The organism is Brachybacterium avium (assembly GCF_002216795.1).
GTDB classification, from domain to species: Bacteria; Actinomycetota; Actinomycetes; order Actinomycetales; family Dermabacteraceae; genus Brachybacterium; species Brachybacterium avium.
Map to the genome: position 1 here is coordinate 1174004 of NZ_CP022316.1, position 24828 is coordinate 1198831.

The following is a 24828-nucleotide window of genomic DNA, read 5'->3' on the forward strand; positions in this document are numbered from 1 at the left end:
CCCTGACGGCCACCTGCCGGAGGTCCCCCGTGGACGCCGTGCTCAGCGCAGCGGCCCGGGAGGCACCTCGGCGTGCTGCAGGATCCAGCTGTGCATCGCGATCGCGGCCGCTGCGGCGACGTTGATCGAGCGGGTGGAGCCGAACTGGGTGATGCCGACGACGAGGTCCGCGGCGGCGAGGATCTCCGCGCTCACGCCGGGGCCCTCCTGCCCCACCACCAGCACGGCGTTGCGCGGCAGAGAAGTGCGCTCGATCGGCTGCGCCCCGTCGACCAGGTCGATGGCGACGAGCGGGCGGCCCCGCTCGCGGGCCCAGGCGATCAGGTGCGCGGCCTCGGGGTGGTGGATCTCGTGCTGGTAGCGGTCGGTGACCATGGCGCCGCGGCGGTTCCAGCGGCGTCGGCCGACGATGTGGAAGGCGCCGACGGCGAAGGCGTTCGCCGTGCGCACCACCGAGCCGATGTTCGCGTCATGCTCGAGGTTCTCGATCGCGACGTGCAGGTCGTGGCGGTGCTCGTCGAGCTCGGCGATGATCGCCTCCCGGTGCCAGTACCGGAAGCGGTCCTCGACATTGCGGCGGTCGCCGGCGGCCAGCAGCTCCGGGTCCAGGCGAGGATCCGCCGGCCACGGCTCGGGATGGGGACCGACTCCGACCTGGCGGGGAGCATCTGCGGCGGCCGGACGGGGTCCGTCCGCGGCAGCTGCCCGGGGAGCGCCGGCAACGTCCCGGGACGCTGTGCGGTCATCAGCAGGAGTGGTCATCGCTGCTCCCCCTGCTCGTCGATGCTCCCTGCCTCGCGCTCGTCGAGGTGCTGCTGGTCGGGGTCGGGCAGGCCGAGAGCGCGGCGCTTGGCCTCGCGCACGATCAGCCGGATCAGGAACACCGCGATCAGCAGTGCGATGAGCGCGTAGGCGACCTTGGAGAAGATGCCGGTGTACGGCTCGATCACCGTCCAGTTGCTGCCCATGTAGAACCCGATGGTCAGGAAGATCGTGTTCCAGATCGCGCTGCCGGCGGCGGTGAGCAGGGTGAACATCCCGATCGGCATCGCGTACAGGCCTGCGGGGATCGAGATCAGGGAGCGGATCCCGGGGACGAAGCGGGCGAAGAAGATCGCCTTGTAGCCGTGGCGGTCCATGAAGTCGACGGACTTGTCGTAGTCCTCGACGTGCACCAGCGGCAGGCGGATCACGATCGATCGCAGTCGCTTTGGCCCCAGCAGGCGGCCCAGGCCGTACAGCAGCCAGGCACCGACGACTGAGCCCATGACGGAGGCCAGCAGCATCGCCCAGAAGGAGTGGTGCGGCCCCGCGGCCGCCACCCCGGCCAGCGGCAGGATCACCTCGGAGGGGATCGGGGGGAACAGGTTCTCGAGGAAGATCAGCGCGAAGACGCCGAAGGCCCCGAAGCTGTCCATGGTCTCGACCGCCCAGTCGACGATGTTCATTCTGGCTCCTCGCGCGATGCGGGCTTGGGGGTCGGTGGGCTTGCACCCTGGTGGACGTGCGCGGTGGTGGAGCTCGGCACGCCGCTCAGGGCGTGCATGCCGCTGGGGCAGCCCCTCAGGACGCCGATCCGGTGAGGTTCGGGTCCGCGTCCCATCGTAGGCGTCGACGACTGCTCCAGAGACGACCGGACGGTCTCGTCCCCAGGACCTTCACTCTGCCCGTTCCTCCTGCTCACGGCGTGATCCAAGGCTATTCTGAGGGCATGACCTTCAACCCGGATGCGGAGATCCGTTCCGACAACGTCTCCGCCGCGGGGCACGGAGGCGGCGCCCGGTCGCCGCGGGGTGGCCGCGCTCGCGGCCTGAAGATCGGCGGCGGCGGTGGTTGCCTGCTGCTGGTGATCGTGGTGATCTACGCGCTGATGGGCGGAAACCCGCTGGACCTGCTCGGCGGCGGCACGACGACTCCGCAGGGTCCGGTCGCCGAGGGCGGCTCCTTGGAGCATTGCCTGGACGGCGCGGACGCCAACGAGCAGGACGACTGCCTGGTGCAGGCCACCATCGAATCCAGTGATTCGCTGTGGTCCCAGCTCGCTCCTGCGGCAGGTATCCAGTTCGTCGAGCCGCAGGGCAGGGTGTTCGATGGTTCCGTGCAGACGGGCTGCGGCGGCGCGACCACCGATGTCGGCCCCTTCTACTGCCCCGCGGACGCGACCATCTACGTCGACATCGCCTTCTTCGACGAGCTGTCGGGCCGGTACGGCGCCGACGGCGGGCAGCTGGCGAAGATGTACGTGGTCGCCCACGAGTACGGACACCACATCCAGCATCTCTCCGGCACGATGCGGGACGCCGACCGCTCGCAGACCGGGCCGCAGTCCGATGCGGTCCGGCTCGAGCTGCAGGCGGACTGCTACGCCGGGGTATGGGCGCATCACGCCGCGAACACGGTCGACGAGGACGGCAACGCGATGCTCGCCCCGCTGACGGAGCGGGACATCTCCTCTGCGCTGTCCGCGGCGAGCGCGGTGGGCGATGACCATATCCAAGGCGATGTCGCCGGTGGGCAGGTAAGGCCGGAGACCTGGACCCACGGCTCCTCCGCGCAGCGCGGGGCATGGTTCACCACCGGCTACCAGCACGGCACGGTGCAGGCCTGCGACACCTTCTCCGCGGATCAGGTGTGATCTCCGGGCAGAGGAGCGGCCCGGCGCAGGAGAAGGTGCTCAGATCTCCAGCTCGGAGATGTCGAACGCGGAGAGGTAACGGTATCCGGCGGCCTCGACGGCCTCGCGGGAGGCGTCGGAGCGGTGGACGATCACGGCCACCGCGGCGATGTCGGCACCGCCCTCGGTGAGGGCCTCGCAGGCGGTCAGGACGCTGCCGCCGGTGGTGGAGGTGTCCTCGACCGCGACCACCCGGCGACCGGTCACATCCGGCCCTTCGATACGTCGCTGCAGGCCGTGGGCCTTGTTGGCCTTGCGCACCACGAAGGCGTCCAGGCTCGCGAGGGCCTCGTCGGCCGCGGAGGCGTGCAGGATCGAGGTCGCCACCGGGTCGGCGCCCAGGGTCAGCCCGCCCACGGCCTCGACCCCGGGGACCAGTCCCTCGCGGCGCAGCAGGTCGAGCATCACGCGCCCCACCAGCGGGGCGGCTTCGTGATGGAGGGTGATGCGACGCAGGTCGACGTAGTGGTCGGCCTCGGCGCCCGAGGACAGCACGACGTGGCCGCGGACCACGGCGAGATCCCGGATCAGGATCCGCAGGCGCTCACGCGCCTCCTGGATCGACAGGGACTGGGCAGGAACGGTGCGGGAGTCGGCCATGGGGTCAGAATAATGGACGACGGCCCGGCACTTCGCCAGCGCCGACGAAGCCCGCCCGCACTGCACCGCGACAGGATGCCGGGCCCGTGGCCGAGGGTGTCGCCCCGGGGCCGCCGACGGGTCTATGCGTCGTCGTCCCGTTGCCAGGGGGCGCGCAGGTTGCGCCGCGAGGCGCTGCGGCGGGAGCGCTGCACGGACCGGGCCCTCATGCGGCGATACCAGTCGGGAGAGGTGAGCGCACGCACCAGCGGCCGCGGTGCGATGCGGGAGACCTCGCCGGCGGTGCGGTACTTCACCGACGGGATCGACAGCACCGTGCCCTTGGCCGTGTCCTTCAGCGCCTGCTCCACGACATAGGGGGCCTTCAGCCAGGTGATCCGCGGCAGACCGTCCATCGCCATCCCCGCACGCTCGTGGAACTCCGTCTGCACGAAGCCGGGCAGCAGCGCGGTCGCGCTGACCCCGGTGCCCTCGAGCTCCATCGCCAGGGACTCGGTGAACACCGTCACCCAGCTCTTCGAGGCCGCATAGGGCCCGGCCGTGGTGTACCCGGCCAGCGAGCTCACGTTGAGGATCGCGCCGCGACGACGCTGGACCATCGTGCGGGCCGCGGCATGGGAGAGCACCAGCACCGCTCGCATCAGGGTGTCCAGCTGCTTCTCGTGGTCCTCGATGCCGACCTCGAGGAATCCTCCACGCAGTCCGTACCCGGCATTGTTGACCAGCAGGTCGACACGATCCACGGGGTCGGTCAGCCGGATCGCGACCTGTTCGAGCTCCTCGCGGTCCGAGAGGTCGGCGGGGAGCACCTCGACCTCGACCCGGTGGACATCGCGGATCTGGGCGGAGACGGCGCGCAGCCGGTCCTCATCGCGGGAGACCAGCACGAGGTCGTGCCCTGTCCCGGCCAGCTGCCAGGCGAATTCGAGGCCCAGGCCGGAGGTCGAGCCGGTGACGAGTGCGCGCGCCATGGCCTGAGTTTACGACGGTCCGAGCATTTCTGTGCGCACCTTTGGTCCCCCGTAGGATCGGGGCATGCGTATCGCGACCTGGAACATCAACTCCCTGCGCGCCCGGATGGATCGGGTGCTCGCCTTCCTCGAGCGGCACGAGGTGGACGTGCTGGCCCTGCAGGAGACCAAGGCCAAGCCCGAACAGCTCGACCTCGCCCCTCTGGAGGCCGCGGGCTACGAGGTCGCCGCGCACGGGCTGAACCAGTGGAACGGGGTGGCGCTGATCTCCCGCGTCGGCCTGACCGATGTGCGCACCGAGCTGCCGGCCGCCCCCACCTTCCCGGAGGACGAGACCGGGATGGTCGAGGCGCGTGCTCTCGGCGGCGTGGTCGCAGGCGGCCTGCGGATCTGGTCCCTCTACGTCCCCAACGGCCGCGAGATCGACCACCCGCACTACGCCTACAAGCTCCGCTGGCTGGAGGCGCTGCGCGCCGAGGGGGCCCGCGAGCTCGCTGCGGACCCGGACGCCCGGGTCGCGCTGGTCGGCGACTTCAACGTCGCCCCGCTGGACGAGGACGTGTGGGACATGGAGTTCTTCGAGGGGAAGACCCACGTCACCGAGCCCGAGCGGGCCGCCTTCCGCTCGGTGGTGGAGGCGGGCTTCTCCGATGTGGTGCGCGGGGATCATCCCGGCCCCGGTGTCTTCACCTACTGGGACTACCAGAAGCTGCGCTTCCCCAAGCGGGAGGGGATGCGCATCGACTTCGTGCTCGGCTCACCTGCGGTGGAGTCGGCGGTGACCGGGTCGTTCATCGACCGCGAGGAGCGCAAGGGCAAGGGCGCCTCGGATCATGCCCCCGTCGTAGTGGATCTGAGCTTCTGAGGCGGTCCACAGGGACCCAGCCCAGGAGGAGCCGCTTCCGGGTGCCTGCAGGGAGCGTCCGGGACCGCGCGGGGCGGGCGCACAAGGGGCGGGCGCACAAAGAATGGAGCGGCGTCGCGATCTCTCGCGGCGCCGCTCCGGACGAGCCGTCTGCATCGGGATCAGGCGTACACGCGATATAGCTGCGGTGGCGCTTTCGACGCCTCACAGCCGGTCCGTTGCGGGGACCAGTCGTACGTGGGTTCCGATGCCGGTATTCGTCGTTGTGCAGATCACACTACGCGCTTCATGAGGGGTGCGCAAGGACCCTCGTCCCGTTGACCGTTCCTCCACAGCAGCGGGTTGTCCACCGCGCGTGAATGCCCCTGTCCTGCCGCACCCGGCGCGGCCACGATGGCCGTATGACCAGGACGATCACTCCCTCGACCACCGCTCACGACGGTATGCCGGGGCTCGCCGACACCGCTGTCCCCATCGAGCCCTCACCCGGCCTGGGCGCCACGCCCCGTCGCCGGCGCTCCTCCTTCCCCGCTCCGGAGCGGGGCGCCTCCGCCCCCGGTGCCGCGGACCGTCCGGCGGTCTGCTGGGCGGGCGCCGACGGGGTGCTGCGAGAGCTGGTCCGGGACCATGCCACGGCCGTCGGCCTCGACCTGGTCGACGGATCAGGCGACGGGTCCACGGTCTGCACCGTGACCGACACGGATCACCTCACCGCCAGGGGTCGCTCCTTCGGCCGCGGCGGCGCTCCCCTGCTGGTGGTGACCGAGGCCCCCGATATCCCCGCCGCGGTCTGGTCGGCGGCGCTCACCGCCGGTGCCCGGGCCGTGCTCCCGCTGCCCGGCCGTTCGGACGAGCTGCTGTCCCGGCTCGCCGAGCTGGCCCGGCCGCGCTCGACCGCGACCCTGCTGGGGGTGGTCGGCGGCTGCGGCGGGGCGGGCGCTTCGAGCTTCGCAGCCCGTCTGGCGGCGGCGGCGCGCGCACAGGGACCGATCACCCTGGTCGATGCCGACCCGCTGGGAGGCGGCGCGGATCTCTTGGTCGAGGCCCCGGCGCTGGAGGGGATCAGATGGCGGGAGGCCGCAGCCCTGGGATCCGACGACGGGGAGGCGCTGCATGCGGGGCTGCCCGGGGTGGACGAGGTGCGGCTGCTGGTCGCCGGCGAGGATCCCGGCCCCACGGAGCAGACGCTGCCGCCGGTGCTCTCGGCGCTGTCCGTGCTGGGCGGGACGGTGGTGGTGGACCTCAGCCCGGCGCTGGTCCCTGCCGCGGCCGAGCATCTCCACCAGCTGCTGGTGGTCGTCCCCGCCACCGATCATGCCGTGCGCGCAGCGGCGCGCAGGCTGCGCGCCTGGCAGCTGCCCAGCGGGCTCGCCCGTGCCGTGGTGCGGCGCAGCGGCCCGCTCGGTGCCGGTGAGGTCTGTGAGGACCTCGCCCTCCCCCTGGCCACGTCCTTCCGCGACTGCCCACGCGGCACCGTGCCGCTGCTGGATGTGCGTCGGCGCGGTGCCGACCGCGCGGCCCGAGAGCTGATGGTGAGCCTCGACGGCGGGGGGCGGGCATGAGCGGCGCGGGGGAACCCCTGCCGGCCGAGGACCTCCCCGGCCTCCTCGAGCTGGTGCGGGAGGACCTGGTGCGCTCCCCCGGCACGGTGGATGTCCCGCGGATCGTGCGAGTGCTGCGGCAGCAGGGCCGGGTGCTGGGCGCGGCGGCGACGCTCGAGCTGACCACCCGGATCCGCGATCACGTGGACGGTCTCGGCCCCCTGCAGGTGCTCGTCGCACCCGGCGTCACCGATCTGCTGGTCAACGACGACGGCACGGTGTGGGTGGACGACGCAGAGGGCCTGCACCGCACTGCTCACCGGCTCGGGCCCGCCCAGGCACGGGACCTGGCTGTCCGGCTCGCGATCGTCGGCGGCCGGCGCCTGGATGACGCGATGCCGTGGGCAGATGCGCACCTGCCCTCCGGCATCCGCTTCCACGCCGTGCTCCCGCCGCTGTCCCCGGGCGGCGCGATCCTCTCTCTGCGCCTGCCGGCGGCCCGGCACCTGGGCCTGGACGATCTCGAACAGCTCGGCGCCCTGGTCCCCGACGCCCGGGCGGCTCTGCTGGCGATCATCACCGCCCGGGTGCCGTTCCTGGTCACCGGCGGCACCGGCACCGGGAAGTCGACCCTGCTCGCGGCGATGCTCGGACAGGTCCCTCCCGCCGAGCGGATCGTCGTGGTCGAGGACGTGCTGGAGCTGTCCGTGGACCACCCTCATGTCGTCCACCTGCAGTCACGGCATCCGAACAGCGAGGGTGCCGGCACCGTGGATCTCACCGCGCTGGTGCGTCAGAGCCTGCGGATGCGCCCGGACCGGATCGTCCTGGGCGAATGCCGCGGCGGCGAGCTGCGGGAGCTGCTGCAGGCGCTGAACACCGGCCACGAGGGCGGCTGCGGCACCGTCCATGCGAACACCGCGGGCGACGTCCCCGCCCGGCTGGAGTCGCTGGGAGCCCTCGGCGGCCTCGACCGTGCGGCGCTGGCGTCCCAGGTCGCGAGCGCACTGGAGGTGGTGGTCCACCTGGGCCGTCGCCACGGGGTGCGGTCTCTCGAGGAGATCGCACTGCTGCAGCGGGGCGAGACCGGTCTGCTGGAGACGGTGACGGCGCTGCGAGTGCGGGACGGGCACCTCGAGGAGGGGCCGGCGGCCGCGGCGCTCGCGGGCCGGCTCTCCGCCCGCTCGGCCCCCGTCACCGCCGGCCGCCCCGACGCGGGCGGATCCCGCGCACCACGTCCAGAACATCGGAGAACGGCATGATTCCCCTCGCGATCGCTGTGCTGCTGGTGGCGCTGTGGGTACTCACCCCACCGCCCCTCCCCTCCCCCGCACTCGCTCCGCTCCGCCGTGCCCGCCGAGCCGGCACCGGGCCCCTGGAGATGGCGCACCTGGTGGAGCAGCTGGCCACGGTGATCAGCTCCGGGGCCGGTCCGCGTCAGGCCTGGAGTGCGCTCGGCCGGTCACTCCCCGCCGGCGAACTGCAGGACCTCGCCCGCGCCGCCGCCGCAGGCGCGGACCTCCGCCGGGCCGCAGGCGGTCACCTGCGCCGCACCGACATGGTCTCCTCGCTCAGCACCGCCCTGACGGTGTGCGAGCGGACGGGCGCTGCGACCACCGTGATGCTGCAGCACCTGGCCGAGGCGCTGCGCGATCTGCACGATGCCGCACAGGCGCGGCGCAGCGCCTTCGCCGGGCCCCGCTCCACCGCCCGGATCCTGCTGATCCTGCCCCTGGCCGGGCTCGGTCTGGGGATGCTCCTGGGCGGAGATCCGCTGCGACTGCTGCTGACCTCCCCGGCCGGGAACCTGCTCGGCATCGCGGGCCTCGTGCTGACCGGATGCGGCTGGTGGTGGATGCGCCGGCTCATCCACCGCGCCGACCCTCCCCGCCACCACCGGGTGGACCCCTCGGTGCAGCTCGAGCTGATCGCCGGCGCGCTGGAGTCCGGGCTCCCCCTGGCCCGTGCCGTCGCCGCGGTCGGGCACGCCCTGCCCCCCGGGAACGAGGCGACGGCGCTGCAGCGGGTCGCCACCGCCCTCCAGGCCGGGGTCCCGGCCTCCCTCGCCGGCCGGGTGCTGCCCGCCGAGCTGGGTGCGCTGGCCCGCTCCGTGGTGCTCGCCGAGGGCACCGGTGCCGATCTGTCCCGGGTGCTGCGCTCCGCCGCCCGCGACGCCAGGCGGGGTCGGGCCCGGGCCGCCGAGGTGCTCGCCGCCCAGCTGGCAGTCCGCCTGGTCCTGCCCACCGGTCTCGCCCTGCTGCCCGCCTTCGTCGCCCTCGGGATCATCCCCACGGTGATGTCGCTGCTGGGCGGCACCGTCACCCTCGCCTCCGGCGCGGGGTGAGGCCCAGATCACCGGGCCCTGCCCGGCGCACCTGCCCTCCCGGGCCGGTGCACGGCGGCTACGGCTGCCACCCGTCGCGGCGACCGCCGCCGCGGCCCCAGCGGCTCCGGCCGCGCTCCCTGGCGGAGAGCTCTCCGCCGACGAGAAGGAGGAGGACCCCATGTCCCACACCCTGTACCGGATGCGCCGCACCCTCGATCACGCACTGCGCGACGAGACCGGCGCCTCGACCGCCGAGTACGCCATCACGGTGCTCGCCGCCTGCGGCTTCGCCGCCGTCCTGGTCGCCCTGCTGGCGTCCGGGGAGGTGCGTGAACTGCTGATGGCCATCATCACCTCAGCCCTGTCCAAGGGGCTGTGATGCCGCGGTCCGCCCGGTCGTCCCTGTTCGGGGACGACCGGGGGTCCGCCACCGCGGAGACCGCGATCGTGCTGCCCGTGGTGGTGGTGATGGTGCTCGTGGTGCTGCTGACCGGGGCGGGCCTCGGCACCCAGCTGCGGCTCGAGAGCGCGGCCCGCGGCGCCGCCCGAGAGCTCGCCCGCGGCGAGGACCCCGCGGCGGCCGTCGCCGTCGCCGAGCAGATCGGCGGCGAGGGCACCGAGGTGACCACGTCGGTCGTCGGTCCGTGGGTGCGGGTCGAGGTGCGCCGCACCCTGGAGGCGCCGGCCGGTCCGCTGCTCGGAGCCCGTTGGACGCTCAGCGCCGAGGCGGAGGCACGGCGCGAACCCCAGCTGCTCACCGGCGGTGCGCCGTGAGCACCGGTGCCGCCTCGGTGCTGGCCTGGACCGGGGCCGCCACCACAGCGGTGGCGGGCCTGTCCCTGCTGGGCACCGGGCTGATCGCCCAGTCCCGGGCTGCGACCGCCGCGGATCTGGCGTCGCTGGCCGCCGCGGACGCGGTGGCTGTGGCCCATCCCCACCCCTGCGGCCTCGCCGCCGAGGTCGCCGCCCGCAACCGCGCCCGGCTGCTGCTGTGCGAGCAGCGCGGCTGGGACGTGCTGGTCACCGTCGAGGTGGAGGCCTCCCCGCTGCCGGCGATGACGGCGCGCTCTCGTGCCGGCCCGGGCCCGTCGGAGCTGCCCTGAGGGCTCACGCTCCGCGCAGGAGTCACCGCTCAGGGTCGCAGCAGCCCCAGCAGGGTCACCGCCTGCGCCTTGGACAGCGGTTCGTTGCCGTTGCCGCACTTCGGGGAGACCACACAGGCGGGGCAGCCCGCCTCGCAGCCGCATTCACCGATCATGTCGGCGGTGGCCCGCACCCAGGCCGCGGCGTCGTCGGCCCCGCGCTCGGCGAAGCCGGCCCCGCCCGGCGCCCCGTCGTAGACGAAGATCGTCGGCGCCCCGGTGTCCTCGTGCTGGGCGGCCGAGAGCCCGCCGATGTCCCAGCGGTCGCAGGTCGCCAGCAGGGGCAGCATCGAGATCGCGGCATGCTCGGCGGCGTGCAGCGCTCCGGGCAGCTCTTCCCCGGGGATCTCCGCACCATCGGCGGTCTCCTGCGGGATCACCCACCACACCGCCTTGGTGGTCAGGGTGCGCGGCGGCAGGTCCAGCGGATGCTGGGCCAGGACCGCCTGGGTGAACACGTCGCGGACCTGGTAGCCGGTGACCTGGTCGGTGACGTCCACGGTGCCGAAGCACAGCTGGACGCCGCCCTCCCAGTCGACCTCGCGGTCGATCTGCCGGATCCGCAGCGTCGAGGCGGTCTGCGGATGGGTGCTGTGCAGCGGGTCCTCCCGGTGCACGAAGGCGACCGCCTGGTCGACGTCGAGACGGTCCACCACATAGTTCGTGCCCTGGTGGAGATAGACGGCGCCGTCATGGACCTGGGTGTGGGCGCTCGCGGCGTCGACGGTGCCCAGCAGCACGCCGCTGGTCTGCTCGACGATCCGCACCGGCTCCCCGCCGCTGCCGCGCAGGTCGGTGAGCTGATGCGCGGAGTCGCTCAGCGTCCAGTACCAGCCGGTGGCCCGCGAGCGCAGCACCCCGCGGGCGGCCAGGGTCCCCAGCAGCTCCCGTGCGGTGGGCCCGAAGATCTCCTCCTCGCCGTCGCGGATCGCCAGCTCGGAGGCGGCGGCGCACAGGTGCGGGGTCATCACGTACGGGTTCCCGGGGTCGAACACGGACGCCTCGACCTCGGCGCCGAAGATCGTCTCGGGATGGTGGACCACATAGGTGTCCAGCGGATCCTCCCTCGCCACGAAGAGCGCGAGTGCTCCGCCGTCCGCGTCCTGCCGCCGCCCGGCCCGGCCGAACTGCTGCCACAGCGAGGCGCGGGTGCCGGGCCAGCCGGCGACCACCACCGCATCCAGCCCGGCGATGTCGATCCCGAGCTCCAGGGCGTTGGTCGAGGCCAGTGCCTGCAGCTCCCCGGAGCGCAGCGCGTCCTCGAGCTGCCGCCGCTCCCGGGCCAGGTAGCCGCCGCGATAGGCGGCGATCCGGCTCGCCCGGTCCGCGAGCTGGGGAGAGGCCGTCTGCTCGGCCTTCTGCTCCAGCAGCCGGCGCGCCCCGCCGGCGACCAGCTCGGCGCCGCGGCGGGAGCGGGCGAAGACGAGGGTCTGCACGTCCCGTTCGACGAGGTCGGCGAGCAGCGCCCCGGCCTCGCTGGTCGCGGAACGGCGCAGCGGGTCCTCGGTGCGCTGCGGGGAGGCGCCCTCACCATCCTCCTCGTCCAGGTCTCCGTCGCGGTGGCCGGCGGCGTCGGCCGCCTCGCCGTCGGCCCAGCGGGCCGGGTCCCCGCGGCCGTCGACCCGGGTGCGGGTGCCCGGCTCCCACAGCCCGATCGTGAGCCCGGCGCGTGGGGAGCCGTCCTCGGTGACCGCCTCGACGTCCCGGCCGATCAGCCGTGAGGCAGACAGCTCCGGGTTCGCAGTGGTGGCGGAGGCGAGGATGAACGTGGGCTCGGCCCGGTAGTGCGCCGCGATCCGGCGCAGCCGCCGGATCACCATGGAGACATGGCTGCCGAACACGCCCCGGTAGCTGTGGCACTCGTCGATCACCACATAGCGCAGGGCACGGAAGAAGTGGGCCCACTGCTCGTGGCCGGGCAGGATCCCGAAGTGGAGCATGTCGGGATTGGTGAGCACCACCGTGCCGTGGCGGCGCACCCAGCGGCGCTGCTCCGTGGGGGTGTCCCCGTCGTAGACCGCGATGCGGGCGTCTCGGATCCCGGCGCCGTCGGCCATCGCGGTGATGTTGGTCAGCTGGTCCGCGGCCAGCGCCTTCGTCGGGGACAGGTACAGCGCGGTCGCCCGGCGCGCCTCCGGATCGTGCTCCCGGGCACCGATCGCGGTCAGCACGGGCAGCAGGTAGGCCAGGGACTTCCCGGAGGCGGTGGCGGTGGCGAGCACCACGTCCTGTCCGTCGTGGGCACGCTGCGCCGCCTGCTCCTGGTGGATCCAGGGGGCGGTGATGCCGCGCTGCGCGAGATGCGTCACCAGGCGCGGATCGGTCCAGTCCGGGAAGCTGCCGCGACGGCCGGCCCGGGCGGGGCGGTGCTCCACATGGGTCAGGCAGGTGCGACGGGTCAGCGGTGCGGTGAGGTCGGTGAGGAGCTCCGGTGCCCGGCCTGCTCGCATCCTCACCCGCCTCTCTTCCCTGCCGACCCCGCCCACAGGGCCTGCACATGTGCTCCACCTGATCTCCGGCATCGGCCCAGATGGCTGATGCACAATCGTAGCCATGTCCACCGACAGCCCGACCGGGCCCCCACAGGTGCTGCCCGAGGAGATCGCCGCTCTGCGCGCGGACCTCGCGGCGGCCTCCTACCTGACCTCGACGATCGAGCAGCTGCTCGGGCCGGTCGCGGCCGATGCGCTGCGTCGCATGAACCCGGTGCCTGCCGACCGTGTGCTGACGGCTCGGGAGGAGTCGGCGGCCGTGCTGCTGCGCCTGTTCACGCTCGGCGCGGCATTGCCGCGCCCCCAGGTCGAGACCGCCCTGCCCTCGCTCGGCGTCGACGGCGCGATGCGGCTGGGGCTGGTGGAGCCCGTCCCCATGGCGGACGCCGACGGCGCGGTGCGCGCCCTGCTGGAGCTGGCACCGTACTCGGCGAGCGATGACGCCGGGCAGATCCACTGGTGGATCGCCTCGGACCTCTCGGAGCTCGCGACCGGCAGGCCGCTCGGCCCTGAGCACGTGCTCGGGGTGGGGGGCGCCTCGCTCACCCTGGCCCGGATCACCCCGCGTGCCTCTGTCGGGACGGTGCTGGATCTCGGCTGCGGCGGTGGGATCCAGGCGCTGCACGCCTCCCGCCACGCCGAGCGCGTGGTCGCCACCGACCTCTCCGAGCGCGCCCTGGCCGTCGCCGCCTTCAACGCGGCGCTGAACGGCATCGAGATCGAGCTGCGGCAGGGCTCACTGCTGGAACCGGTGGCCGGGGAGAGCTTCGACCTGATCATCTCCAACCCGCCGTTCGTGATCACGCCGCGCCAGGCCGGGGAGGGGACGACCACCTGGACCTATCGTGACGGAGGCCGGGCCGGTGACGCCCTGCTGGCCGAGCTGGTGCGCGCCCTGCCCGCCCACCTCGCCCCCGGCGGCAGCGCCGTGATGCTCGGGAACTGGGAGATCACCGATCCCGCCGCCTGGGACGCCCACCCCCGCGCCTGGGTGCAGGATGCCCTCGACGACGGGGTCGATGCCTGGGTGCTCCAGCGCGAGCAGGAGGACCCGGCGCAGTACGCGGAGACCTGGGTGCGTGACGGCGGGATCACCGATCGTGACCCGGAATGGGCCACCCTGGTCGGGGCCTGGCTCGAGGACTTCGCCCAGCGCGAGGTGGAGCAGCTCGGTTTCGGCTATCTGCTGCTGCGACGACCGGATCCGGCGGCGCGTCCGCCCGGTGCGGCGTCGCGGCCCGGCCGGTTGCGCACCGAGCAGGTCCCCGGCACCGGCAGCGGCGCGCTCGCCCCTCATCTCGCCGCCTCCCTGGACGCGATGGAGACGCTCGCGCAGCTGGATGACGCGGCCCTCGCCGCGGCCCGGCCGGTGCGGGCCGATGATCTGGTCGAGCGCCGCCATCTCACCCCCGGCCAGTGGGATCCGATGCTGATCGAGCTGGTCCAGGGCGCCGGGTTCGCGCGGAGGGTGCGCGCCGACCAGCAGCTGGCGGCCACCGTCGGCGCACTGGACGGCACCCTCACCCTCGGACAGGTGGTCGGGGCCGTCTGCGCCCTCACCGATGCGGACGAGGGCAAGACCCTGGAGCGGGTGCTGCCGGCCGTGCGCGAGCTGATCCTCACCGGGATGGCGACCCTGTGAGCGTCGGGCGCGGGGACGGGCTCGCCCGTCCGCTGCTGTCCCTGCTCACCGCGGCGGTGTGCGCGCTGGCGGTCGTGGGCCTGGCCCGCATGGCCGTCGGCACCGCGAGCGGGCAGCGCCTGGACCAGCTGGTCGCCTCCGGGGCGAGGGAGCACGACGGGCGGCTGTCCCACTATGCCGAGATCGCGGTGGGGACCGTCAGCATCCCGGTGATCGCAGCGCTGCTGGTGCTCGCAGTGGTGCTGGTGCTGCTGCGGCGCCGCCCGGGACTGCTGCTGCCGATCGGCACGCTCGTGCTCGGCGCGAACCTGACCACCCAGGTGATCAAGCGCGTGCTGGTCGCCCGGGAGTCGCTGGCGCCGGGGATCGAGATCACCCCCAACTCCTTCCCCTCCGGGCACACCACCCTCGCGGCGACCGCGATGATCGCGCTGGTGCTGGCCGGGGGCCGGGCCCGGGTGGTGCTCGCCCCGCTGGGGGCGGCGTGGGCCACGGCCGCCGGGCTCGGCACGCTGGTGGTCGGCTGGCATCGCCCCAGCGACGTGATCGGCGCGATCACCATCGTCGCAGCGTGGACCTTCCTGATCCTCGCCGTCGACGGGCTGCATTCCCGCCGCCGCCGGGCCCGGGACGCCGCCCGGCCCGGCCACGGGCGACGCCGGCGCGGCGTCAAGGGATACGCCCCTGGGGCCCGGCTCCGTCACCGCCCCGCCGAGCGGGTGATGGCCATCCTCCTCGTTCTCATCGGTGTGGCCGGGCTCGCCTGGGGCGGGTTGGGGCTGCTCTCCCTGCCGCGCCCGCTGGTCCTCCACGACGCCGCCCAGCAGCTGCCGGCCTTCCTCGTCACCGCCGCCCTGATCGGTGGCGGCACCGCGGTCTGGTTGGCGCTGACGCTCCTGCTGCGCGTGCCGACGTCACATCGGGCACGCCCGGCGGACCGTGTACCGTGAGCAATCGCCGAGCGTCCTGAAGCGTCCGGTTCATCCTGGACTACGGCATTCGGCCATGGCAGACGGGCCGCGAGATGACGCGGCGAGGAAGGACACAGCAACGTGACTGGCGGACGACATCTGGTGATCGTCGAGTCCCCGGCGAAGGCGCGGACCATCGGCCGGTATCTCGGAGACGAGTACGACGTCAAAGCGTCGGTGGGCCATATCCGTGACATCCCGGTGCCTCGTGACCTGCCCGCAGAGATGAAGAAGGGCCCCTACGGCCGGTTCGGTGTCGATGTCGAGAACGACTTCGACCCCTATTACATCGTCAGCCCCGACAAGAAGAAGACCGTCGCGGAGCTGAAGAAGGCCCTCAAGGACGCCGACACCCTCTATCTCGCCACGGATGAGGACCGCGAGGGCGAGGCGATCGCCTGGCATCTGCTGGAGACCCTCAAGCCCAAGAAGTCCCTGCCGGTCAAGCGCATGGTCTTCCACGAGATCACCAAGGACGCGATCCGGGCGGCGCTGGAGAACACCCGCGACATCGACGCGAGCCTGGTCGATGCGCAGGAGACCCGCCGCATCCTGGACCGCCTGGTGGGCTTCGAGCTCTCCCCGGTGCTGTGGCGCAAGATCAAGCCGTCGCTGTCGGCCGGTCGCGTGCAGTCCGTCGCCACCCGTCTGGTGGTCGAGCGCGAGCGCGAGCGGATGGCCTTCGTCGCCGCGGACTACTGGGACATCACCGGTGCCTTCGCCGCCGAGGGCGGCGCGGACAGCACCCGCTTCACCGCCAAGATCGCCACCGTCGACGGCGCCCGCGTCGCCACCGGCTCCGACTTCGCCGACGACGGCTCCCTGAAGCCGCGCTCGAAGAACGCCACCGTCCTCACCGAGGAGTCCACGAAGACCCTGGTCGAGGTGCTCGGCGACGCCCCCGCGACCGTGACCTCGCTGGAGTCCAAGCCGTACACCCGGCGGCCCGCAGCGCCGTTCACCACCTCCTCGCTCCAGCAGGAGGCCTCGCGCAAGCTGCGGCTCGGCGCCCGCCAGGCGATGCGGGTGGCGCAGTCGCTGTACGAGAACGGCTTCATCACGTACATGCGTACCGACTCGGTCACGCTCTCCGGCGAGGCGATCCGCGCCTCCCGGGCCCAGGCCGCCGAGCTCTACGGCGACCAGTACGTGCCCGACAAGCCGCGCTACTACCAGAACAAGTCACAGGCCGCGCAGGAGGCGCACGAGGCGATCCGCCCCGCTGGCGACCACTTCCGCACCCCCGCCGAGGTGGCCGGCCAGCTCGCGGGCGACGAGTTCCGCCTCTACGAGCTGATCTGGAAGCGCACCATCGCCTCCCAGATGGCCGACGCCAAGGGCACCACCTCCACCGTCGAGCTGCTGCTGGAGGCCGCGGGGCGCGCCGCGACGTTCCGCGCCGCCGGCACCGTGATCACCTTCCGCGGCTTCCTCGCCGCATACGAGGAAGGGCGCGACGCCGCCCGCTACAAGGACGATGACGACAAGGGCAGCGACAAGCGCCTGCCGCAGATGGAGGAGGGGCAGCAGCTCGTTACCCGCGAGCTCACCCCGGACGGCCACTCCACCACCCCTCCCCCGCGGTTCACGGAGGCCTCGCTGGTGCGCGCGCTGGAGGACCGCGGCATCGGCCGTCCCTCCACCTACGCCTCCACGGTCGCGACCGTGCAGGACCGCGGCTATGTGCTGCGGCGGGGCACCGCGCTGGTGCCCAGCTGGACCGCCTTCGCGGTGGTGCGCCTGCTCGAGGAGCACTTCGGGCCGTTCATCGACTACGACTTCACCGCACAGATGGAGCAGCAGCTGGACCGCATGGCCCAGGGCGACCTGGCGCGTGCGGACTACCTGAAGAAGTTCTATCTCTCCGATGGCACCGACGGCCCGATCGGGCTGAAGCCCATGGTCGACGACCTCGGCGAGATCGATGCCCGCGCGATCAACTCGATCGAGATCGGCGAGGGCATCACCCTGCGGGTGGGCCGCTACGGCGCCTACGTCGAGCAGTTCACCCGGAACGAGGACGGCACCCCGGTCGAGGGCGTCGATCCGCGCCGCGCGAACGTCTCCGACGAGATCGCGCCCGATGAGCTGACCGTCGAGAAGGCGAAGGAGATGCTCGAGCGGGCCAAGGACGACGGTCGCGTGCTGGGCACCGATCCCGACTCCGGGCACGAGATCGTCGCCAAGGACGGCCGCTACGGTCCCTACGTCACCGAGGTCCTGCCCGCTCCGGAGGAGACCGGCGGCAAGAAGGTGCCCAAGTCCAAGCAGCCGAAGCCCCGCACCGGATCGCTGCTGAAGTCGATGGACCTGTCCACCGTCACTCTCGAGGACGCGCTGAAGCTGCTGAGCCTGCCGCGCGTGGTCGGCACCACCGAGGACGGCACCGAGATCACTGCCCAGAACGGCCGCTACGGCCCGTACATGAAGAAGGGCACCGACTCCCGCTCCCTGGAGACCGAGGAGCAGATCTTCTCGATCACCATGGAGGAGGCCGAGAAGATCTACGCCCAGCCCAAGACCCGCGGCCGGGCCGCCGCCAAGCCCCCGCTGAAGGAGCTCGGCACGGATCCCACCAGCGAGAAGCCGATCGTGATCAAGGACGGCCGCTTCGGTCCGTACATCACCGACGGCGCCACCAACGTCTCGCTGCGGGCGACGGAGAAGGTCGAGGAGATCTCCGAGCAGATCGCCATCGAGAAGCTCGCGGAGAAGCGCGCCAAGGGCCCGGCCAAGAAGCCGGCCGCCAAGCGCCCCGCCGCGCGCAAGAAGGCCCCGGCGAAGAGCACGACGACGAAGAAGAGCTCGAGCACCGCGAAGAAGTGAGCACGGCGCCGCGGGCGCCGACGAGGTCCCTGCCTCCGCGAGGCGGCACGGGAGAGGGCACGGGCCATGTGGTCCGTGCCCTCTCCCGTGCCGGTCCCGGCTGGATCCGGCTGGTGGGCGGCTGGGAAGCGCTTTTCTGATCACGACACGGCATCAACCCGAAGAAGTGCAGGCCGGACGAGCGATCGGGCCTACAGTGTGACGTGAAGTACATAGTCGATTCACAAAGGAGTGATCATGGCTCGACGTCTCAGTCGGCGCGCGGTCATGTCCGGAGCCGCGGCGACCGCGGCGCTGGGGATGACCGGATGCCTGCAGAATCCGGACCCGGCCGGCAGCGGAGGCGGCGGCTCGGTCGAGCGATACACCCCGGGCGACACCCCCGGCCCCGGATCGGTCTCCATCCTGGGTGCCTTCGGCGGGCAGGAGATGGACGCTTTCAAGGCCTCGTTCGAAGCCTTCGAGGCCGACTCCGGCATCACCATCCAGTACACGCCGGACTCGGACTTCACCAACACCATCCAGCAGCGGGCCGGTGCCGGCGATGCCCCTGACATCGCCCTGTTCCCCCAGCCGGGAGGCATGTTCGACCTCGCCGGGAAGGGCATGATCACCCCGATCGACGTGTTCCTGGACTACGACCAGCTGAACTCGACCCTGATCCCCGGGTTCCTGGACTCGGCCCGCCTCCAGGGACGGGTCTACGGCGCTCCGATGCGCATGGCCTGCAAGTCGCTGATCTGGTACCCGAAGAAGGCGTACGAGGCCGCCGGCTACGGCGAGGCGCCCGCCACGATGCAGGAGCTCTACGAGATCACGGACCAGATCAAGGCCGACGGCATCGCGCCCTGGTCCGACGGCTGGGGTGCCGATCAGGCGACCGGCTGGGTGGGCACCGACTGGATCGAGGAGTTCATGCTCCGGGTCCACGGCCCGGTGGTCTACGACGACTGGGTCAAGCACCGCATGCCCTTCAACGCCAAGGAGGTCGTCGAGGTCTTCGACCTCGTCGGCGAGCTGCTGAAGGGAGAGGGCAACGTGCTCGGCGGCACCGACACGATCATCAGCACGCCCTTCTCCGAGGCCCCGCTGCCGCTGTTCGATGATCCGCCCAAGGCGATGCTGGTGCGTCAGGGCAACTTCGTCACCGGCTTCTTCCCCGAGGACGTCCAGGAGAACATGGATGAGGAGGTCGGGGTGTATGCGATGCCCACCTGGGAGGGCGGGTTCGATGGCCAGCCGATCCTGGGAGGTGGTGACCTCGCCGCCCTCTTCACCCTCAACGACGACTCCGTGAAGGTCATGGAGTTCCTGACCTCCGATGAGTTCGGCGGCGAGTGGGCGAAGGCCGGCGGCTGGCTCAGCCCCCACCGCACCTTCGACCAGTCGCTCTACTCCTCGGAGATCACCCGGCAGGTCGCCGAGATCGCCTCCGAGGCCGCGGCATTCCGCTACGACGGCTCCGACCTGATGCCGACGGCCGTGGGCTCCGGCTCCTTCTGGAAGGGAATGGTCGAGTGGCTGCAGGGCACGAAGACCTCCCAGGAGGTCTGCGACGAGATCGAGAACGGGTGGCCGAAGTGACCACCGTGGTGCAGACCCACGACGGTCCGGGGGGTCCCGCCACTGCGGGGGCCGACGAGCCGAAGCACGGCACCGCGCGTCCCGTACGCGTGCTCGTCGGCGCCGTCGGCATGGCGGTCACGGCCTGGTTCGTGTGCAACGCGTTCCTCGCCTTCGCCTACTATCCCGAGCTGTTCGCGAACTCCGAGATCCTGATCGGAGTGCTGGGCCTCCTCCTCGGCATCGGCGGCTCGGTGGTGTTCTTCCTGTTCCTGAACATCTGCATCGAGGGCTTCCCCGCACGGTTCTCGGCCGGGCTCATCCCCTATGCCTTCCTGCTGCCGGGCTTCAGCCTGATCGGAGTCTTCCTGCTCTTCCCGACGGTGCAGACGATCGTGTACTCGTTCGCGAACGACGACTCGACCGCCTGGGTGGGGCTGGACAACTATCGGGCCATCTTCACCAGCGGCCACTTCTGGTCCACGCTGCTGAACAACTTCCTGTGGATCCTGATCGTCCCGGTGGTCACCGTCGCCTTCGGCCTCGCCGTCGCGGTGCTCGCCGACAAGCTCTCCCCCACCGGGGAGAATGCCGCGAAGTCGATGATCTTCCTGCCGATGGCGATCAGCTTCGTGGGTGCGGCGACGATCTGGAGCCTGGTCTACGCCTACAACTCGCCGGGGGATGCCCAGACGGGGCTGCTCAACGCCGTCGTCACCAGTCTCGGCGGCGATCCCCGGACCTGGTACCAGATCGACACGGCCCGGCTGAACTCACTGGCGCTGATGGTGATCCTGATCTGGCTGCAGACCGGATTCGCCATGGTGCTGATCAGCTCGGCGATCAAGGGCGTTCCCGAGGACACCGTCGAGGCCGGGCGCGTGGACGGCGCCAGCGAGATCCGCATCTTCTGGCAGATCATCTTCCCCCAGGTGCGGGCCACTCTCCTGGCGGTGCTGATCACGGTGCTGATCCTGGTGCTGAAGGTCTTCGACCTGATCTACGTCACCACCAACGGTCTGTACGACACCGACGTGATCGCGAACCTCTTCTTCCGGAAGCTGTTCACCGATCAGCAGGCCGGTCAGGCCTCGGCCATCGTGGTCGTGCTCCTGATCCTGGTGATCCCGATCTTGATCTACCAGGTCAAGAGCTTCAGGCAGCAGGAGGCGAACCGATGAGCAGCACCATGAAGGACGGGCGCAAGCGCTCACCGCTCGCGATCATCGCGATGCCGCTGCTGGCGATCCTGTGGACGATCCCCACGATCGGTCTGCTGGTGACCAGCCTGCGCACCCGCGAGGCCGCAGCCTCGACCGGGTGGTGGACAGCACTGTGGGAGGGCGGATGGACCTGGGACAACTACGTCCAGGTGCTCACCGATCCCTCGGTGACCGGTTCGCTGATCAACTCGGTGGTGGTCGCCGTGCCGGCGACGGTGCTGCCGATCATGTTCGCGGCCTTCGCCGCGTACGCCTTCACGTTCATCCGGTTCCCCGGCAAGGACGTGCTGTTCATCATCATCGTCGCGCTGATGGTGGTCCCGATCCAGGTCGCGTTCCAGCCGATGCTGGACCTGCTGGGCCCGCGCGGCCTGGGCATCAACGGCCAGTTCCTGGCGGTATGGATGCTCCACACGGGCTTCGGGATGCCGCTGGCCGTGTACATCCTGCGCAACTACATGACCACCCTGCCGGGCTCGGTCGTGGAGAGCGCAGAGATCGACGGAGCCTCGCACTTCCAGACGTTCTGGCGCCTGATCGCGCCGATGTCCTCCCCGGCGATCGCCGCCTTCGCCACCCTGCAGTTCCTGTGGGTATGGAACGACCTGCTGATCGCCAAGCTGTTCCTGGGCGGCGGGGCGAACAAGACGATCATCGTGAACCTGCAGCAGATGCTGGGCACCCAGGGTCAGGGGGCAGAGATCCTGACCGCAGGCGCCTTCATCTCGATGGTGATCCCGATGCTCGTGTTCTTCGGCCTCCAGCGCTTCCTGGTGCGCGGCATGACCGCGGGCTCGGTCAAGGGCTGACGGAACCCGTCGGGGCCGGATCCACGGACCGACCGACGGGTCGGCCAGGATTCAGCCGACGGCTGACCCTCCTCCACAGCGCCCCCGACACCACCGCGGTGTCGGGGGCGCTGGGTAGATTGGACCCATGAGCGAGACCGACGATCCCCGAGGCGGCGGCGAGCCCGCGCTCGTCCTGCCCGCCTCCACCGTGCCCGACCCGTCGACCGCGCCCGGGCTGCGCTGGGGAGTCATCTCGCCCGGCCACATCGCCGACCAGTTCACGGCGACCGCGCACCGGGCCACCGCGTCCCGGGTGGTCTCGGTCGCCTCCCGTTCGGCGCAGCGCGCTGCGGAGTTCGCGGCGAAGCACGGCATCGAGCACGCCGGCGACTCGGTGGAAGCGATGCTGGAGCGGGGCGGTCTCGATGCCGTCTACATCGCCTCCCCGCATGCGCAGCACCACGCCCTGGCCCGCTCCGTCCTCGAGGCCGGGATCCCGGTGCTGGTGGAGAAGGCCTTCACGCTGAACACCGCCCAGGCACGCGATCTGCTGGACCTCGCTCGCGAACGCGATGTGTTCGCGATGGAGGCGATGTGGGCGCGGTTCCTGCCTCGGTACGACGTGCTGCGGCAGGTGCTCGCCGAGGGTCTGCTCGGGGAGATCGTGGAGGTCGCCGCCGATCATGGCCAGTCCTTCCCCGTCGATCCGAGCCATCGCATGTACGCCCCCGAGCTGGGTGGCGGAGCACTGCTCGACCTCGGGGTCTATCCCGTCTCCTTCGCCCAGATGGTGCTCGGCAGCCTCGGCGAGCTCACCGTGCGAGGAGATCTCACCGAGACCGGCGTCGACGCCTACATGGGCCTGCTGGCGCGCGGGAAGCAGGGTGGAAGGGCGCGACTGTCCACCACCCTGCGCACCCGCACCCCCACCGAGGCCGTGGTCAGCGGGACTCTCGGGTCCGCCCGTCTGTCCGCGCCGTTCTTCGCCCCGGGCACGCTCACCGTGTCACTGCACGACGGCCGCTCGGCGAGCGTCGACCATCCCGGGGCCCCCGGCGACGGGATGGCCTACGAGGTCGCCGAGGCCGCCCGACGGATCACCGCCGGAGAGCTGGAGTCTCCCCTGATGAGCTGGAAGGACACCCTTGACGTGATGAGCACGATGGATGCGATGCGCGCGGAGATCGGCGTGGTCTACCCCGGGGAGGAGCCCGCATGAGCACCCTGGACCCGGTCCGCGCCCTGCGCATCCCCTCCCCCCACCCGCCCACCCGCGGGGTGTTCATCTCCTTCGAGGGCGGTGACGGGGCCGGGAAGTCCACGCAGATGCAGCTGCTGCGGGATCACCTGGTCACCGACCGCTCCGTCGCGGAGGATCTCATCCTCACCACCCGCGAGCCCGGTGGGACCCCGCTCGGGCGGAGCATCCGGGAGCTGCTGCTGCACGGCGAGGACGTGAACCCCCGGGCGGAAGCGCTGCTGTACGCCGCGGACCGCGCCCATCATGTCGCCTCGGTGGTGCGCCCCCACCTCGCCCGCGGCGGCCTGGTGCTCGGCGACCGGTACCTCGACTCCTCGGTCGCCTACCAGGGAGCGGGGCGGGAGCTGGATGCCGAGACCATCGCCACCCTCTCGCTGTGGGCGGTCGACGGGCTGCTCCCCCACCGCACGATCCTGTTGGACGTGCCCCCGCAGACCTTGGACGAGCGCCGTGACACCGGCGAACGGGACCGTCTGGAATCTGCCGGGCTCAGCTTCCACGAGGCTGTGCGTCAGGAGTTCCTCGACCTCGCGGCCGCGGATCCGGAGCGCTACGCGGTGATCGACGGAACCCGTTCCCGAGAGGAGGTCCACGCCCAGGTGCTGACCGCCATCGCAGAGGTGCTGAACCTCTTCGACCCCACTTTCGAGCCGGAACCGCCCACCCGGCACCGGGACGAGCAGTGACCGCCACCGAGGCGCTGGGCGGTACGGGCTCGTCGGGCGAGGGATCCGGCGCCGACGCCCTGGCCGCCGGTGGGGTGTGGAACGAGGTGGTGGGCCAGGAAGCGGCCGTCGCCCAGTTCCGCCGTGCCGCCTCCACGCAGGGATCCCTCGCGCAGGCCTGGCTGATCACCGGCCCGCCCGGGTCCGGTCGCTCCACCGCCGCCCGGGCCTTCGCCGCCACCCTGCAGTGCGAGCAGGGGCTCGGCTGCGGGCAGTGCCGGGCGTGCCGGACCACGCTGGCGGGCACCCATCCCGACGTCACCGTGGTCGCGACCGACAAGCTCTCGATCGCGAAGGAGGAGGTGCGTGCACTGGTGATGACGGCGCAGCGCGCTCCGGCCACCGGCAACCGCCGGGTGCTGATCGTGGAGGACGCCGATCGCATGAGCGCCGGCACCTTCAACGTGCTGCTGAAGTCGATCGAGGAGCCGCCCCCATCGACGGTGTGGATGCTGTGCGCGCCCTCCGCGGAGGATCTGGCGCCCACCATCCGCTCCCGCTGCCGCCTGGTGACCCTGTCGGTGCCGCCCTCCGCGGTGGTCGCCGACCTGCTGCGTCGCCGCGACGGGATCGACGAGCAGCTCGCGGTGCGGGCCGCCCGCGCCGCCCAGGGGCACATCGGGCTGGCGCTGCGCTATGCCACCCAGGACGGTGCGCTGGCCGCCCGCGAGGAGTCGGCCCGCACCCTGCTCTCGCTGCGCGGGGCAGGGCAGGCGGTGCTCGCCGCCCAGGCCCTGGTGGATCGTGCCACGGCCGAGGCGAAGGAGCATGCGGATGTCGTCGCGGTCGAGGAGAAGGAACGCTTCCTGCGCTCGGCCGGGATCGACGACGGCAAGGTGCCGCCGTCCCTGCGCTCCCAGGTGCGCCAGCTCGAGGAGGACGCGAAGCGCCGGCAGACCAGACTGGTACGTGATGTGCTGGACCGGTACCTGCTCGATGCGCATTCCGTGCTGCGCGATGTGCTGAGCCGTCAGCTCGGCACCGAGGCGGAGCTGGTGAACATCGAGGTGGCCCGCGAGATCGAGCAGACCGCCGCCCGCGGATCGGGCAAGCTCACACTGGGACTGCTGGAAGCGGTGCAGACGGCGAGGAATCGCATCAGCGGGAACGTGCCGCCGCTGCTGGCGATCGAGGCACTGCTGGCCCGCGTCGCCGTCACCCTGCGCTGAGCGGGCTGCGTCGACCCGGTCGCACCGGGACGCACGCCGCAGCGAG

22 protein-coding genes are annotated in these 24828 nt (G+C 71.8%); 17 read left to right on the forward strand and 5 right to left on the reverse strand.

The window, feature by feature from the left end:
• Positions 1–42: 42 nt before the first annotated feature.
• A complete protein-coding gene (locus CFK39_RS05415) occupies positions 43–762 on the reverse strand; it encodes a TrmH family RNA methyltransferase (protein WP_245822928.1) in 720 nt (239 codons plus the stop codon).
• Positions 759–1448: a DedA family protein gene (locus CFK39_RS05420; protein WP_089064602.1), complete on the reverse strand. Its 690-nt coding sequence runs from the start codon at positions 1446–1448 to the stop codon at positions 759–761. The genes CFK39_RS05415 and CFK39_RS05420 overlap by 4 nt, the downstream gene beginning before the upstream one ends.
• Positions 1449–1711: 263 nt before the next feature.
• Between CFK39_RS05420 and ypfJ the strand changes: the two genes are divergently transcribed.
• A complete protein-coding gene (ypfJ, locus tag CFK39_RS05425) occupies positions 1712–2635 on the forward strand; it encodes a KPN_02809 family neutral zinc metallopeptidase (protein WP_089064603.1) in 924 nt (307 codons plus the stop codon).
• Between the two features lie 39 nt (positions 2636–2674).
• On the opposite strand, the gene CFK39_RS05430 is transcribed toward ypfJ, so the two are convergent.
• A complete protein-coding gene (locus CFK39_RS05430) occupies positions 2675–3274 on the reverse strand; it encodes an orotate phosphoribosyltransferase (protein ID WP_089064604.1) in 600 nt (199 codons plus the stop codon).
• 122 nt (positions 3275–3396) lie between these two features.
• Positions 3397–4245 (reverse strand): SDR family NAD(P)-dependent oxidoreductase, encoded by an 849-nt coding sequence (locus CFK39_RS05435; protein ID WP_089064605.1) that lies wholly within the window; start codon positions 4243–4245, stop codon positions 3397–3399.
• A 64-nt stretch (positions 4246–4309) separates the two neighbouring features.
• Here CFK39_RS05435 and CFK39_RS05440 point away from each other — a divergent pair, with 64 nt between their 5' ends.
• From CFK39_RS05440 to CFK39_RS05470, 7 genes are all read left to right on the forward strand, one after another.
• Entirely contained in the window at positions 4310–5110 is an 801-nt protein-coding gene (locus CFK39_RS05440; RefSeq protein WP_089064606.1) for an exodeoxyribonuclease III, read from the forward strand.
• Between the two features lie 401 nt (positions 5111–5511).
• Positions 5512–6672 carry a CpaE-like family protein gene (locus CFK39_RS05445; RefSeq protein WP_089064607.1) on the forward strand — a complete coding sequence of 387 codons (1161 nt, stop codon included), beginning with the start codon at positions 5512–5514 and terminating at the stop codon, positions 6670–6672.
• Positions 6669–7913 carry a TadA family conjugal transfer-associated ATPase gene (locus CFK39_RS05450; RefSeq protein WP_089064608.1) on the forward strand — a complete coding sequence of 415 codons (1245 nt, stop codon included), beginning with the start codon at positions 6669–6671 and terminating at the stop codon, positions 7911–7913. Before CFK39_RS05445 ends, CFK39_RS05450 begins: the two co-directional genes overlap by 4 nt.
• The gene (locus CFK39_RS05455) at positions 7910–8995 is read left to right on the forward strand and encodes a type II secretion system F family protein (RefSeq protein WP_089064609.1); all 1086 of its coding nucleotides are present in this window, start codon (positions 7910–7912) and stop codon (positions 8993–8995) included. Before CFK39_RS05450 ends, CFK39_RS05455 begins: the two co-directional genes overlap by 4 nt.
• Positions 8996–9155: 160 nt before the next feature.
• On the forward strand, positions 9156–9356 hold the full coding sequence (locus CFK39_RS05460; RefSeq protein WP_089064610.1) for a DUF4244 domain-containing protein: 201 nt from the start codon (positions 9156–9158) through the stop codon (positions 9354–9356).
• Positions 9356–9751, forward strand: a complete 396-nt coding sequence (locus CFK39_RS05465; protein ID WP_089064611.1) for a TadE family type IV pilus minor pilin — start codon at positions 9356–9358, stop codon at positions 9749–9751. The genes CFK39_RS05460 and CFK39_RS05465 overlap by 1 nt, the downstream gene beginning before the upstream one ends.
• Complete coding sequence (locus CFK39_RS05470; protein ID WP_089064612.1) at positions 9748–10080, forward strand: Rv3654c family TadE-like protein; 333 nt, start codon at positions 9748–9750, stop codon at positions 10078–10080. The genes CFK39_RS05465 and CFK39_RS05470 overlap by 4 nt, the downstream gene beginning before the upstream one ends.
• A gap of 29 nt (positions 10081–10109) precedes the next feature.
• On the opposite strand, the gene CFK39_RS05475 is transcribed toward CFK39_RS05470, so the two are convergent.
• Positions 10110–12569 (reverse strand): DEAD/DEAH box helicase, encoded by a 2460-nt coding sequence (locus tag CFK39_RS05475; RefSeq protein WP_089064613.1) that lies wholly within the window; start codon positions 12567–12569, stop codon positions 10110–10112.
• 103 nt (positions 12570–12672) lie between these two features.
• Here CFK39_RS05475 and CFK39_RS05480 point away from each other — a divergent pair, with 103 nt between their 5' ends.
• From CFK39_RS05480 to CFK39_RS05520, 9 genes are all read left to right on the forward strand, one after another.
• A complete protein-coding gene (locus CFK39_RS05480; RefSeq protein WP_089064614.1) occupies positions 12673–14253 on the forward strand; it encodes a DUF7059 domain-containing protein in 1581 nt (526 codons plus the stop codon).
• Complete coding sequence (locus CFK39_RS05485; RefSeq protein WP_245822929.1) at positions 14250–15203, forward strand: phosphatase PAP2 family protein; 954 nt, start codon at positions 14250–14252, stop codon at positions 15201–15203. Before CFK39_RS05480 ends, CFK39_RS05485 begins: the two co-directional genes overlap by 4 nt.
• Positions 15204–15305: 102 nt before the next feature.
• Positions 15306–18050: a type I DNA topoisomerase gene (gene topA, locus CFK39_RS05490; protein WP_089064615.1), complete on the forward strand. Its 2745-nt coding sequence runs from the start codon at positions 15306–15308 to the stop codon at positions 18048–18050.
• 237 nt (positions 18051–18287) lie between these two features.
• Entirely contained in the window at positions 18288–19634 is a 1347-nt protein-coding gene (locus CFK39_RS05495) for an ABC transporter substrate-binding protein (RefSeq protein ID WP_089064616.1), read from the forward strand.
• Positions 19622–20794, forward strand: a complete 1173-nt coding sequence (locus tag CFK39_RS05500; RefSeq protein ID WP_245822930.1) for a carbohydrate ABC transporter permease — start codon at positions 19622–19624, stop codon at positions 20792–20794. Before CFK39_RS05495 ends, CFK39_RS05500 begins: the two co-directional genes overlap by 13 nt.
• Positions 20791–21645: a carbohydrate ABC transporter permease gene (locus CFK39_RS05505; RefSeq protein WP_089064618.1), complete on the forward strand. Its 855-nt coding sequence runs from the start codon at positions 20791–20793 to the stop codon at positions 21643–21645. Before CFK39_RS05500 ends, CFK39_RS05505 begins: the two co-directional genes overlap by 4 nt.
• Before the next feature lie 127 nt (positions 21646–21772).
• The gene (locus CFK39_RS05510; protein WP_089064619.1) at positions 21773–22846 is read left to right on the forward strand and encodes a Gfo/Idh/MocA family protein; all 1074 of its coding nucleotides are present in this window, start codon (positions 21773–21775) and stop codon (positions 22844–22846) included.
• Positions 22843–23574, forward strand: coding sequence for a dTMP kinase (tmk, locus tag CFK39_RS05515; protein WP_089064620.1), 732 nt, complete (start codon positions 22843–22845; stop codon positions 23572–23574). The genes CFK39_RS05510 and tmk overlap by 4 nt, the downstream gene beginning before the upstream one ends.
• A 59-nt stretch (positions 23575–23633) precedes the next feature.
• The gene (locus CFK39_RS05520; protein WP_089066300.1) at positions 23634–24782 is read left to right on the forward strand and encodes a DNA polymerase III subunit delta'; all 1149 of its coding nucleotides are present in this window, start codon (positions 23634–23636) and stop codon (positions 24780–24782) included.
• Positions 24783–24828 lie beyond the last annotated feature (46 nt).

What these genes read in the sequence shown, in the direction of transcription:
- CFK39_RS05415 (WP_245822928.1), bottom strand. Translation starts at nt 762, where the DNA reads ATGACCACTCCTGCTGATGACCGCACAGCGTCCCGGGACGTTGCCGGC.
- CFK39_RS05420 (WP_089064602.1), bottom strand. Translation starts at nt 1,448, where the DNA reads ATGAACATCGTCGACTGGGCGGTCGAGACCATGGACAGCTTCGGGGCC.
- ypfJ (WP_089064603.1), top strand. Translation starts at nt 1,712, where the DNA reads ATGACCTTCAACCCGGATGCGGAGATCCGTTCCGACAACGTCTCCGCC.
- CFK39_RS05430 (WP_089064604.1), bottom strand. Translation starts at nt 3,274, where the DNA reads ATGGCCGACTCCCGCACCGTTCCTGCCCAGTCCCTGTCGATCCAGGAG.
- CFK39_RS05435 (WP_089064605.1), bottom strand. Translation starts at nt 4,245, where the DNA reads ATGGCGCGCGCACTCGTCACCGGCTCGACCTCCGGCCTGGGCCTCGAA.
- CFK39_RS05440 (WP_089064606.1), top strand. Translation starts at nt 4,310, where the DNA reads ATGCGTATCGCGACCTGGAACATCAACTCCCTGCGCGCCCGGATGGAT.
- CFK39_RS05445 (WP_089064607.1), top strand. Translation starts at nt 5,512, where the DNA reads ATGACCAGGACGATCACTCCCTCGACCACCGCTCACGACGGTATGCCG.
- CFK39_RS05450 (WP_089064608.1), top strand. Translation starts at nt 6,669, where the DNA reads ATGAGCGGCGCGGGGGAACCCCTGCCGGCCGAGGACCTCCCCGGCCTC.
- CFK39_RS05455 (WP_089064609.1), top strand. Translation starts at nt 7,910, where the DNA reads ATGATTCCCCTCGCGATCGCTGTGCTGCTGGTGGCGCTGTGGGTACTC.
- CFK39_RS05460 (WP_089064610.1), top strand. Translation starts at nt 9,156, where the DNA reads ATGTCCCACACCCTGTACCGGATGCGCCGCACCCTCGATCACGCACTG.
- CFK39_RS05465 (WP_089064611.1), top strand. Translation starts at nt 9,356, where the DNA reads ATGCCGCGGTCCGCCCGGTCGTCCCTGTTCGGGGACGACCGGGGGTCC.
- CFK39_RS05475 (WP_089064613.1), bottom strand. Translation starts at nt 12,569, where the DNA reads ATGCGAGCAGGCCGGGCACCGGAGCTCCTCACCGACCTCACCGCACCG.
- CFK39_RS05480 (WP_089064614.1), top strand. Translation starts at nt 12,673, where the DNA reads ATGTCCACCGACAGCCCGACCGGGCCCCCACAGGTGCTGCCCGAGGAG.
- CFK39_RS05495 (WP_089064616.1), top strand. Translation starts at nt 18,288, where the DNA reads ATGGCTCGACGTCTCAGTCGGCGCGCGGTCATGTCCGGAGCCGCGGCG.
- CFK39_RS05505 (WP_089064618.1), top strand. Translation starts at nt 20,791, where the DNA reads ATGAGCAGCACCATGAAGGACGGGCGCAAGCGCTCACCGCTCGCGATC.
- CFK39_RS05510 (WP_089064619.1), top strand. Translation starts at nt 21,773, where the DNA reads ATGAGCGAGACCGACGATCCCCGAGGCGGCGGCGAGCCCGCGCTCGTC.
- tmk (WP_089064620.1), top strand. Translation starts at nt 22,843, where the DNA reads ATGAGCACCCTGGACCCGGTCCGCGCCCTGCGCATCCCCTCCCCCCAC.